Origin of the sequence: Amycolatopsis alkalitolerans (genome assembly GCF_006152065.1) — a bacterium.
Classification (GTDB): domain Bacteria; phylum Actinomycetota; class Actinomycetes; order Mycobacteriales; family Pseudonocardiaceae; genus Amycolatopsis_E; species Amycolatopsis_E alkalitolerans.
Window position 1 is genome coordinate 11,595 of the sequence record NZ_VDFW01000038.1, and the last position, 11,198, is coordinate 22,792.

The 11,198-nt window shown below is 72.2% G+C and carries 10 protein-coding genes; 7 read left to right on the forward strand and 3 right to left on the reverse strand.

Going from position 1 to position 11,198, the window contains the following annotated elements:
- Positions 1-6: 6 nt before the first annotated feature.
- Entirely contained in the window at positions 7-2,517 is a 2,511-nt protein-coding gene (locus FG385_RS29485) for a LuxR C-terminal-related transcriptional regulator (RefSeq protein ID WP_160148914.1), read from the reverse strand.
- 408 nt (positions 2,518-2,925) lie between these two features.
- Here FG385_RS29485 and FG385_RS29490 point away from each other — a divergent pair, with 408 nt between their 5' ends.
- From FG385_RS29490 to FG385_RS29520, 7 genes are all read left to right on the forward strand, one after another.
- The gene (locus tag FG385_RS29490) at positions 2,926-3,543 is read left to right on the forward strand and encodes a PglD-related sugar-binding protein (RefSeq protein ID WP_139100079.1); all 618 of its coding nucleotides are present in this window, start codon (positions 2,926-2,928) and stop codon (positions 3,541-3,543) included.
- A gap of 188 nt (positions 3,544-3,731) precedes the next feature.
- Positions 3,732-5,093 (forward strand): polysaccharide biosynthesis tyrosine autokinase, encoded by a 1,362-nt coding sequence (locus FG385_RS29495; protein WP_160148915.1) that lies wholly within the window; start codon positions 3,732-3,734, stop codon positions 5,091-5,093.
- A 13-nt stretch (positions 5,094-5,106) separates the two neighbouring features.
- Positions 5,107-5,733, forward strand: coding sequence for an arsenate reductase/protein-tyrosine-phosphatase family protein (locus tag FG385_RS29500; RefSeq protein ID WP_160148916.1), 627 nt, complete (start codon positions 5,107-5,109; stop codon positions 5,731-5,733).
- Complete coding sequence (locus FG385_RS29505) at positions 5,730-6,932, forward strand: DegT/DnrJ/EryC1/StrS family aminotransferase (RefSeq protein ID WP_139100082.1); 1,203 nt, start codon at positions 5,730-5,732, stop codon at positions 6,930-6,932. The genes FG385_RS29500 and FG385_RS29505 overlap by 4 nt, the downstream gene beginning before the upstream one ends.
- Before the next feature lie 79 nt (positions 6,933-7,011).
- A complete protein-coding gene (locus tag FG385_RS29510; RefSeq protein WP_139100083.1) occupies positions 7,012-7,773 on the forward strand; it encodes an ANTAR domain-containing protein in 762 nt (253 codons plus the stop codon).
- On the forward strand, positions 7,770-8,351 hold the full coding sequence (locus FG385_RS29515) for a sigma-70 family RNA polymerase sigma factor (protein ID WP_139100084.1): 582 nt from the start codon (positions 7,770-7,772) through the stop codon (positions 8,349-8,351). Before FG385_RS29510 ends, FG385_RS29515 begins: the two co-directional genes overlap by 4 nt.
- Before the next feature lie 226 nt (positions 8,352-8,577).
- On the forward strand, positions 8,578-8,988 hold the full coding sequence (locus FG385_RS29520) for a hypothetical protein (RefSeq protein ID WP_139100085.1): 411 nt from the start codon (positions 8,578-8,580) through the stop codon (positions 8,986-8,988).
- A 25-nt stretch (positions 8,989-9,013) separates the two neighbouring features.
- Here FG385_RS29520 and FG385_RS29525 read toward each other — a convergent pair whose 3' ends face one another.
- The gene (locus FG385_RS29525; RefSeq protein WP_139100086.1) at positions 9,014-10,735 is read right to left on the reverse strand and encodes a sensor histidine kinase; all 1,722 of its coding nucleotides are present in this window, start codon (positions 10,733-10,735) and stop codon (positions 9,014-9,016) included.
- 123 nt (positions 10,736-10,858) lie between these two features.
- Positions 10,859-11,092, reverse strand: a complete 234-nt coding sequence (locus tag FG385_RS29530) for a hypothetical protein (RefSeq protein ID WP_139100087.1) — start codon at positions 11,090-11,092, stop codon at positions 10,859-10,861.
- Positions 11,093-11,198: the final 106 nt, after the last annotated feature.

Genomic DNA, 11,198 nt, shown 5'->3' on the forward strand with positions numbered 1-11,198 from the left:
CAGTCGTCACAACAAACCGCGCCGGCGCGCGACGACGATGGCCTCCCGCCGTGACGTCGCCCCCAGCTTCCGGTACACGTTCCGCAGATGCGTCTTCACGGTGTTGGCGGACACGTACAGCGTGGCCGCGATCTCTTCGACCGTTGCCAGCGAAGGAAGTTCACGCAGCAGCTGCGCTTCGCGCGCGGTCAGTTCCGGTTCCGCCGGACGGCCGGCGGGCAGTGCCGCGACGACGCCGGCCACGAACGGGTCCAGCCGGCCGAACCGCCCCTGCCGCACGACCAGGAGTTCCCGCAGCTCCGCCCCCACGTCACAGAAGGGGCGGATCATCCGGCGTGGGCCCGCCGTCGCGACGGCGGCACGCAGCGCGGTCTCGGCACGCTGCTCGTCACCCGCGCGGTACGCCAGCAGGGTCGCGAGCAGATGGGCTTCGATCCGGGTCGTCACGGCCAGGCAGCCCAGCTCCCCTTCGGTGATCTTCTGCAGATGCGACCGGACCGCGGTCATCCGGCCCTGATGCCACAGCCTCCGTACGCGCAGCAGTTCGACCTCACCGGATTCGCCGAGCCACATCGCGGCGCGGCGTTCCGCCTCCGCCGCCCACCCCGGGCGCCCGACCCGAAGCGCCATCCGCTGTTCGATCGAGACCGCGTGCGCGGCCAGCGCCAGCTGCACCGGCTCGTCCGGGGCCACCTCCGTCCACAGCCGGCGCAGCCGCACGCAGGCCGCATACGGATCGTCGCCGTGGTCGAAGTCGACGATCGCGGCGACCGCCTGCGCGCCGAGCCGGACCGTCCGGTCGTTGCCCGGCCCGAGCAACTCCAGCGCGCGGGCCGAGTAACTCCGCGCCTTGTCCACTTCGGCCGCCTGGTACGCCGCCCAGCCACCGAGCGTGTAGGCGTAACAGCACGGCACCCGCAGCGTTTCGTTGTGCTGCCGGGCAAAGCCCAGCGCCTGCTCGGTCAGCCGTGCCGTGCGGACCAGGTCCCCGCCGGCGGCGGCCACCCCGGCCAGGTGACTCAGGCAGTGCAGCACGGCCAGGTCGTAACCGTGCCGTTCACCCAGCCGCCTCGCCAGCCCCAGATCGCGTTCGGCGGCCTCGTACCGGGCGAGCCACAGTGCCGCGGTGCCGCGGTTGACGAGTCCCAGCACGGTCAGATCCACCGTGTGCATCCGGCCGAGCCGCTCGTCGAGTTCGGTCATCTCCGGCAACAGCCGGCCGGTCAGCCGCGCCCAGTGCGTGCGCACGATCACCCGCAGATCGCGCAGGCTGGTGTCGTGCTCGTCGTCGCCCGCGCCGGCCATCCCGGCCAGCCGCAGCTCCGCGGAAGCCCGGTCGCCCGAAGCCATTTCGCCGAGCGCGAGCACCAGGGCGATCCCGGGCCGGGCCACCGCCGTCTCGGGCAGCTTCGCGGCCAGCTCCAGTAACAGCGCGGTTTCGCCGCGGAGCACAAGGGACGGTCCGTGCGCGCGGACGACCTCCGCGAGCAGCTCCAGGTCACCGCCGTGCACCGAGTGCTTCGCCGCGGCGACGATGTCGCCCCTCGTGAGCGACCATCGCGCGGCGGCCGCGTGCAGCGAAGCCAGTACGGCCGGTTGCCGGCGGCGGAGCGCGGCGTGCAGATAGGACCGGATGAACGGGTGCACGCGATAGGTGGTCCCGTTTCCGGTGGGAAAAACGATGTCACCGGCACGTTCGAAACTTTCGAGCGACGCCCCCACATCCGGGCATCCGGTCAGGTTCGCCGCCGCGTCCGCGGTGAACTCGTCCCACACGCACATACCGGCGAGAATGGCGCGCTCCCGTTCGGAAAGCTCCGCCAGCACCTCTCCCTCGAGATAGTCGCGAACGGCCGGATCGGCCATCACGACCCGGTCGAGGGGGCCGGTGTCCGCACCGGCGCGGATCAGTGCCAACGCGACCAGCCGTACCGCGCACGGCCAGCCCGCGGTCAGCGCCGCGACGTTCTCGACACCGTCCTCGTCGAGCCGGACCCCGGCGTCCGTCAGCGCCCGCTCCACCTCGCCCGGCCGCAGCGCGAGATCGGCGGTCCGGATCTCCGACAGCTGCCCGGCGACGCGCATCCGGTGCAGGCCCAGCGCCAGTTCGCGCCGGCCCGAGACGACCAGCCGGAGCGAGGACGGCAGCCACTGGACCACCTGCTCCAGCACGCCGACCGCCTCCGGCGCGTGCAGCCGGTGCGCGTCGTCGACCATGAGCAACACCGGGCTGTCCTGGTCGTGGAGAACTTCCGCGAGCGCCGAGACCAGTGTCCATTCGGCCCCTCGTTGCCGCGGCGGCTCGGACGGCACCGGCCGGTACCCGGCCGCGGCGCGGACGGCCGCGAGGATCGTCCGGCGCAACGTCGCCGGGTCGTTGTCCGACTCGTCGATCCGCACCCAGCCGACGCGGGAGCCCAGCTTGTCCGTCCACCCTGACAGCAGGGTGGTCTTGCCGTAGCCCGCCGGCGCGCACACCGAAGTCACCACGGGCGCCGGTTTGCTCGTATCCGGCATCTTGTTTCCGAGGCGGGCCCGGCAGAGGGCTCCGCACGGGATACCGGGCGCCGCGATTTTGGGTTCCGGAACGGTTTGCCTGATAAGGAATCCCTCCTCAGCCTGCACGATGAACCAGGCTAAGAGAATTTCCCGCATTCACGCGACGCGTATCTACCCAATTCGGAGTTTCCCCTCTAACGGATTAGGGGTTCGCCGGTTCTCACCCGCTTGGCCGAGTCGCTCCCACCCCTTGTGACCGCCCTCGGCGTCGCGGGCTTCCCTCACTCGAGTAGCGCCTCGGCGAAATGGCCGCCGTTCCAAGTGGTTTCACCCGCTCCGGGTGAAGCAGGCGCGCGAGGGTTCGACGATCATCCACGAATCTGGGCGGCCTTTCGCGCGCTCAACCGCCCGGAGGAAGAGAACCGAATGACCGGAACTCCCACCCGGCTCGCCCCCCTGCACATCGTCGGAGCAGGTGGCCTGGGCAGGGAAACGCTTGACGCGGCCTTCGCGTGCGGATACCGCCCCGGCGATCTGGTTCTCGTCGACGATCACCTGTCCGCGACCGAACTGCACGGGGTGCCGGTACGCCGGCCCGAAGACGCCGACGGCGGATGGTACGTGGTGGCGGTCGCGGATCCGGCGGTGCGCAGGTCCCTGGCCGAACGGATGCTCGCCCGCGGCCTCATCGCGTCGGCCGTGATCCACCCGCGCGCGACGCTCGCCCATGACGTCACGCTGGCCAACGGCTGCATCGTGCTGGCGAACACCTATGTCTCGGCCGGCGCCCGCCTGTCCGCGCACGCCCAGGTGCACTACAACGCGACGGTCGGGCACGACAGCGTGCTCCACGACTACGTCACCGTCCTGCCGGGAGCCACCGTGGCCGGCCGCGTGGTGCTGCGCGGCGGCGTGACCGTCGGCAGCAACGCCTGCGTGCTGCCGGGCCTGGTGATCGGTCCCGGCACCCCCGTCGGCGCGGGCGCGGTGGTCACCAGCAGCCAGCCCGCCCGGAACCGGCCACCGGCGCACGGTACGGTATGACTCCCGGGCGGCCCTGGACCCTGGTTCGCCGGCCATCACTGGTTGAAAGCGCCCCGGGCGGCCGATCTCGCGGTACGCCACCGTGTGTTCCCATTCGACGAATTCCCAGCCTTCCGGCCTGGCCCCAGCCGTACCAGTTTCCCCTGACCGGCCGGAGGTAACCGATGATCTTGTCCGACTATGCGCGCGTGGCCCGGAAACGATGGCACCTGATCCTGCTCGGATTCGTCTGCGGGCTGTGCGCGACCGCCGCTTTCCTGTGGCGCACCCCGCCCGAATACGCCGCCCGGATCACGATCTACGTGCCGGCCTCGGCCGGCCCCGCCGAGTCCTTTCAGCACCTCGCCACCAGTGACCGGATAGGACAGGACGTCGCCACGCGGCTCGGGCTCGCCGTCCCCGGCGAAGAGATCGCCGGGAAGCTCACCGCGACGGCGGGCACCGCGCTGCTCACCGTCACGGCGACCGACCGCTCTCCCGCGGCGGCCAGGAGCATCGCGAACGCCACCGGTACCGCGTTCACCGGACTGCTCACGGACCTGGAGCGACCCGCACCGGGCACGGCAGCGGTGGCCACCGTGGTGGCACCGGCCACTCTGCCCACTTCCCCGGTGAGCCCGCGCCTCGCCCTCGACTTCGCGCTCGGCGCGCTGGCCGGCCTCGCCGCCGGGTACGGCGTCGCTCTGATACGCGAAACGCTGGACCGCACAGTGAAGTCGGCGGGCGAACTGGTAGCCCTCACCGGAGCGCCGAACCTCGGCGTCGCCGTCCACGACCCCCAGCTCCCACGGCAGCCGCTGACGATCCGGGAACGTCCCCACTCGCCCAGCGCGAACGCCTTCCGCAAGCTGCGGGCCAGCCTCCAGTTCGTCGACGTCGACTCGGCACGCAAGACACTCGTCGTCACCAGCACCGGGCCCGATACCGGCAAGACGACACTGCTGTGCAATCTGGCCGTCGTACTGGCCGCGGCCGGGCACCGGGTGGTGCTCGTGGAGGCCGATCTGTGCGGTCCCCGGGCGGCCGCCTACCTCGGGCTCGAAGGCGGGGTCGGGGTCACCACCGTGCTCACCGGCCGGGTCCGGCTCGAGTGGGCGCTGCAGCCCTGGGGCGGCTCGGTGTTCGATGTGCTCACCGCGGGCGCGGTCCCGCCCAACCCCGGCGAGTTGCTCGCCTCCGCGCGGATGCATTCCCTGCTGGACGAGCTGCGCGCCCGCTACGACATGGTGCTGATCGACGCGCCGCCGCTGCGGCCGGGCAGCGGCGCGACGGCGCTCGGCGCCGCCGGTGACGGCGTGCTGCTGACCGTCAGGTACGGCAACACCACGAGGCGGCAGGTGGCGGCCGCGGTGCGCGCGCTGGCCACGGTGAACGTGCGGCTGCGGGGCACGATCCTCACCATGGCCCCGGAATCCGCCGCCGGCGCCGTCGAGGATCCCCATGCCACCACCCCGCTCGCCGCGGTTCCGCGCCGGCCGGTCAAGACCGTCAACGGCCACCGGCGGCGACGGCCCGCCGGCGCGGTGTCCCGCAACGGTTCCCCGCGCTGAGCCCCGGATTCTCATGCCAGGGGGAAAGCTCACGGATCCGTTCCGCATCCTGTTCGTCAGCACGGCGAACGTCTGCCGGTCGCCGGTCGCGGAACTGGTCTGCCGGCAGTTGCTCCGCACGGCGCTGGGGGCCTCGGTCGCCCGGTTCGGGCTCTCCAGCGCGGGGACGCATGCGGCGCCGGGCGTGCCGATGGACGGCCGGGCGGTCCGGCTGCTGGTGTCGAGGGGGCTCGGCACGGAGGCGCGCGCGTTCGGTGCCACCCAGCTGACGGCGCACCGCCTGCGCGCGGCGGATCTGGTGCTGACCGCGGGCTGGCGGCACCGGTCCGCCGTCCTCGCGCTCGAACCGGCCGCACGCGACCGGAGCTTCTGCCTGCTGGAGCTCATCCGGTTGCTGTCCCGTATCGACGCTCCCGGCCTGCCCCGCGATCCGCTGGCGCGGGCACGGGTGGCCGTCGAGTCGGGCAGGCAGCTGCGTGACGAGATCGGCCACCAGCCAAGGCACGCCGACGAAGTCCCCGACCCGGCGGCGCTTTCCGATTACGGCTACGCGGTTTCGGTGTCCCTCGTGGAATCCGCCGTGCACCGCTTCGTCCGGTTTCTCCAGCCGGTCACCTGCTCACCGGAGGTTCCCGCATGACACTCGCGCTCGAGGGCGGCCGACCCGTCCGGACCGCCCCGCTGCCCGGCTGGCCCGCGTTCGGCCCCGCGGAGATGTCCGCGGTCTCCGACGTGCTCGGCTCCGGGCAGGTGAACTACTGGACGGGCCCGCACGGCCGGGCGTTCGAACGCGAGTTCGCGGCCAGGGCGGGCACCCTCTACGCCGTCGCCGTCGCGAACGGGACCGTGGCGCTCGAACTCGCCTTGCGCGGTCTCGGCGTCGGACCGGGCGACGAAGTCGTCATCCCGGCGGCCACGGTGATGGCGACCGCGTCGGCGGTCGTGCGGTGCGCGGCGAAACCGGTGATCGCCGATGTGGACGTGCACAGCCAGTGCCTCACCCGGGAAACGGTCGAGCCGGTGCTGTCCGGCCGGACCCGGGCCGTCGTCGTGGTGCACCTTGGCGGCCATCCCGCCGAACTGGCGCCGTTGCTCGGGCTCGCCGGGGAGCGGGGTATCCGCGTCGTCGAGGACTGCGCGCAGGCGCACGGCGCCCGCTACTTCGGCCAGCCCGTCGGCAGTTTCGGCGACGCGGCCGCGTGGTCGTTCGGCCACGACCAGATCATCACCACCGGCGGCGAGGGTGGTGCCGTCACCACTTCGGACCTCTCACTGTGGCGTTCCTGCTGGGAGTACAAGGACCAGGGGATGAACGTGGCCGCCGTGCAAGGGATCCGGCCGCATACGCCGGTCCCCCGGCTGCACACCGGTTTCGGGACCAACGCGCGGATGACCGAGTTGCAGGCCGCGATCGGCCGGATCCAGCTCGGCCGGCTCGACGAGTGGGTCAAGCACCGCCGGGCGAACGCGGCCCTGCTGCTGGACGTGCTGCGCGGGGTGCCCGCGGCGCGCGCCGAGGACCCACCGGCCCATGTGGAGCACGCCTACCATCGCTTCTACGCGCACCTTCGGCCCGAACGGCTCGGCAGCGGCTGGGACCGGGAGCGGGTGATCGACGCGATCAATGCCGAGGGGATTCCGTGCGCGCCCGGCGGTACCACCGAGATCTACACCGAACCCGCCTTCTCCGCCGTCGAGGGCACGCCGTCGTTCCTGCCCGTCGCCGCGCAACTCGGCCGGACTTCGTTCACGCTCCCGATCCACCCCGCGCTCGGCGCCGAAGAGATGCGCGACGTGACCGACGCCGTGGTCAAGGTCCTCCATGCGGCGATGGCGTGAACCCGGCGTTCTCACCCGTTCCAGGTGAACCCCGCTTCAACGGTTCACCCCCGTGCCCCGCTGACGATAGGCATTGCGCATGACCAACGACCACTGCCGCAGTCCGCAAGCCCGCCGGGCGGAACTCGCCGCCGCGTTCGCGGAACTGTGCGACCTGCGCGACTCGTCGCTCGACGAAGCCGGCTGCCTCGACCGCCTTGTCCGCCACTCCGCCGGGCTGCTGGACGTCGACGGCGCCGGCGTGCTGCTGGCGGACGCGGGAGGCGAACCGACCGCCACCGCGGGATCCTGTGAAACGGTGCGGCTGCTGCAGCTTCTCCAGGTGCGCTTCCGGGACGGGCCCGGGGTGATCAGCTTCCGCACCCACGTCCCGGTGCACGTGGCGGATCTGCGCGAGGTGGACCACTGGGAGTCCTTTCGCACGACGGCACTCCGGGCCGGTTACCTGGCCGTGCACGCGCTGCCGCTGCGCCACCACGCCGACGGCCTCGGCGCGCTGACCCTGTTCCGCAAGCGGTCGGGTGCGCTGAGCCCGGGAGACTGCGCGACCGGCGCCGCACTGTCCACAGTGGCCGCCTCACTGCTGCTGGACCGGCGCGAGCTGGACACGGCCCGGACTCGCACGACCCAGCTGCAGACCGCATTGGACACCCGGATCGCCATAGAGCAGGCCAAAGGCGTGCTCACGGAGCGGCACGCGCTCACCCCGGAGGCGGCGTTCGAGCTGATCCGGGCGTTCGCGCGCCGCGATCGCAGGCGGATCGACGACGTGGCACGCGAGGTGATCGCGCATTCCCCCGCGGTCGCCGCGTTGCTCGACCCGCAGCCCACCGCGAGATGACGGTGCGCGCGCACGAGCAGCAGGAACTGATCCAGGCGCACCTGCCCTGGGTGCACGAGCAGGTGCGCAGGCTGGCCGGGCGGCTGCCGCCCCATGCCGATCTCGACGAGATCGCCGCGGCCGGCCTGTGCACGCTCGTGATCTCCGCGGACGCGTTCATGGCGGGAAAGCGGGATTCGTTCACCCGGTACGCGCGACCGCGGATGCACAAGGCCATCCGGGCCGCCGCGGCCGCCGAATGCGGCCGCTTCATGACCGACGCGCGCGGCAAGGCGCCGCCTCCGTACGAAGTCCACGTCGAACCGCTGCCACCCGACGATCTCGCCGACGCGCTGCCCGACCTCGCGCCGGGTGTCGAGGAGATCGTGCTCGGCCGGGACCGGCTCCGGGCCGTGCGCACGGAGATCGACCGGCTTCCGGCACGGCTGCGCCTCATCATCACCCTCAGGTTCCTGCAGCGCCGGCGAGTCGCCGACATCGCGGCCGAGCTGGCGCTCAGCGATTCGCGCGTGTTCCAGCTGTCCGTGCAGGCGCTCGAACGGCTTCACGACCGGTTGGCGGCGCGGGAACAACGGTGAGGACGAACGCCCGATTCACGCGAAAGTGCGTTGTTCCCCGGAAATCGCGTTTCCCGCGCCGGTCCGGTTGACAGCCGCACCCGCGCCGGTGGAGGCTTCCCATGCCTGACGCCGAGATCGCTTTCCGGCGCCCGGTTCCGCTACCTCCCGGCCCCCGTGGTGACGCCCGGCTCCGTGATGACGGCCGACGGCTGCTTAATTCCCTTTTGTTCCAGGAGGTTTCTTCGTGTTATCCCATCCTGTCCGCACGGCCGTGGTCGGCACCGTCATCGCGGCCGGCATGCTGGGCGGCACAGCAGGCGTCGCGCAGGCGGCCCCGGCCCAGCCCGCGGCGCCCCAGCCGGTCCTGTGCTCCACAGTGGACGCTCTGCAGGCAGCGCTCCAGAACCTTTCACAGGCCACCGATCCCATGGTGATCGACGCCGAACTGGGCCAGGTGATCGCGTTGCTGCAGGGGTACCCGCCGGTCCTGCCGACGACGCTGATGCCGACCTATGACTGGCTGATCGCGAAGTTCCAGGTCCTGCGGACCATGGTGGCCACCCTGCCGGCCCCACAGCTGATCGTCCTGGTCAACGATCTCACCGCGCAGCTGGCCGCGGCTCTCGGCGACATTCCCTGCGCGCCGCAGAGTTGACGGCCGCCGGGGTACCGGTGGCCGGTCACCGGTGCCCCGGCACGGTCTCCAGTCCTATCGAGACGGTCGTCCCGGTACCGAGCACGCTGGCGAGCCGCACGGTGGCGCCTTGCAGCGCCAGCAGTTCCCCGGCGATCGCCAGGCCCAGCCCGGCACCGGGAAGGCCGGCGGCCACGGCGTTGGTCCCGCGTTCGAACGGATGCGGGACCCGGCCGAGATCCCCGGGCGGGATCCCGATGCCGGAGTCGGAGATCTCGATCTCCCACCGGCGCCCGGAAAAGCCGGCGCTCACGCGGATCCGCCCGCCGTCGCGGTACCGCAGCGCGTTGTCGAGCACCCGGCCGAGAGCCTGGCGCAGCAGTTCGGGATCGGCCCGGGCCCGGGGCCCGCGCCCGGTGAAGGACCTGACGTCCCGGCTGCCGGCCGCGGCGACCACTTCGGTCACGAGTGAGGGCAGGTCCACTTCGGTGAACCTCGGCCGCACCTGACCGCTTCCGAGACGGTTGAACAGCTCGAGATCCACGGCCAGGTCGCGCAGCCGGCCGGCGTTGCGGTCGATCACCTCCGCGGCCGATCGCTGCTCCATCGCCCCGAGGCGAGAGCCGGCAAGCATCTGGGCGAGGCTCAGCAGGGCGGTCGCCGGGGTGCGGATCTCCCGCGCCACGGCGGCGAGTGCCCTGCCTCGCTGATCGTGGGCGCTCCCGGGGGCGGCGGGACGCTCCTCCCGGATTTCGAAGGACCACAGCGCACCGTACTCGGTCCCGGCTTCGATCAGCGGCCGGCGCTCGGCGTGCAGCGTGCGCCCCGCACCCAGCCGGCTGCCGCTCCCACCGCGCCGCGACCCCAGTACGGACACGAATCGCCGGTAGGCCTCATCCCGGTCGAGGCAGCGGCCCGCCACCGTCCACAGTGCACGCTCTTCGGCCGCGCCGCGCATCTGCGTGCCCACCAGCTCACCGAACTGCCCGTTGGCCGCCGCGACGGTCCCGTCGTGCGCGACGACGAACGCGGCGTGCGGGAGTCGCCGGAGTAGCTCCACCACGGCCGCGCGGTCGGCCCGCGCGCCTGTCATGTCGTGTCCCGCCACGACGATTCCCTCGATACCGGGAACCCTGCTCAAGTCGACGAAAAGCGTGTCGAGGTTCAGCTCGCCGCCGTCGCGGCAACTCACCCGGAGGGGCGCCCTGGCGCTCCGGCGCAGTCCACAATGGACTTCGGCGAAGGCGCGCAGCGCGGCGACCCGGTCGCGCGGATCCACGATCGTCAGCGGGCCGGCCGCCCGGTCGGGATCCCCGGGAGCACCGAGCAACTGCGCGGTATGCGTGGTCCACGGAAACCAGCTCTCCTCGTTCAGCTGCATCACCAGGGCCGGCGCCGCCGACAGGCTGTCACGCAGTACGGGTACGGCCAGCGCGTGGGCGAGAAACGCCAGTGCCGACTCGAGGCGCCGCCGCTGGGGCCGCCCGCTCCAGCGGCGGTCGCCCATGCGCGCCAGCTCGACGAGCAGCGTGTCGCGTTCACCCGGCCGCCCACGGCGAGGCGGCAGGGGAAGCCGGAAAACCTCTGGCGGCACAGGGCGTTCACGCTCGGGCGCCAGGCGCACGGCACGGATTCCCCGCACCGCCCTCAGGAGATCGGCGAAGCGACCACGATACTCGTCGCCGGCTGCGCCGCCCGAGATCAGTTCGGTGGCCGCCAGCAGGAGCGCCGACACCTGCCCCGCTCCCCCGCCGTCGGCACTCGTCACGGTGGCTCCCCCTCCCGGAAACGGTCGTTCCGTCTCCGTGACGTTAGGAGCGCACGAGCCGGCCCGGCAGTACCGGAGGGAAGCGGACCGGCTGAGTTCACCCGACCCGGCGATAGGCGTTCGTCACTCGACCGAGGGGTGCTCACCCGCCCGCAGCAGGCACTGTTCGCAGGGCATGCCCGAGGGCCGGTCGAGCACCTCGATGTCGGCGCAGCGCAGCGTCAGCCCGCACAGCGCGCTGATCCACGGCCCCGGCCGGGGCGGTACGACGAACAGGTGGCCGACGCGGCGCGCCTGCCCCGCCGAACCCGGCCGCAGCCGGCCGAGCACCGTGACGTATTGATCGAATGCCGTCATCTGTCATCACGACCTTCAGGAGACCGGTGGCCGCGTCCGGGCCAGTCGCGGCCACCGGGTGCGCCTGGGGCTAGCGCGTGACCAGCATCGCCCGCTCGCGGCCGGG

Excerpts from the sequence above, each read along its gene's own strand:
- FG385_RS29485 (WP_160148914.1), bottom strand. The coding sequence starts at position 2,517 with ATGCCGGATACGAGCAAACCGGCGCCCGTGGTGACTTCGGTGTGCGCG.
- FG385_RS29490 (WP_139100079.1), top strand. The coding sequence starts at position 2,926 with ATGACCGGAACTCCCACCCGGCTCGCCCCCCTGCACATCGTCGGAGCA.
- FG385_RS29500 (WP_160148916.1), top strand. The coding sequence starts at position 5,107 with ATGCCAGGGGGAAAGCTCACGGATCCGTTCCGCATCCTGTTCGTCAGC.
- FG385_RS29505 (WP_139100082.1), top strand. The coding sequence starts at position 5,730 with ATGACACTCGCGCTCGAGGGCGGCCGACCCGTCCGGACCGCCCCGCTG.
- FG385_RS29510 (WP_139100083.1), top strand. The coding sequence starts at position 7,012 with ATGACCAACGACCACTGCCGCAGTCCGCAAGCCCGCCGGGCGGAACTC.
- FG385_RS29515 (WP_139100084.1), top strand. The coding sequence starts at position 7,770 with ATGACGGTGCGCGCGCACGAGCAGCAGGAACTGATCCAGGCGCACCTG.
- FG385_RS29530 (WP_139100087.1), bottom strand. The coding sequence starts at position 11,092 with ATGACGGCATTCGATCAATACGTCACGGTGCTCGGCCGGCTGCGGCCG.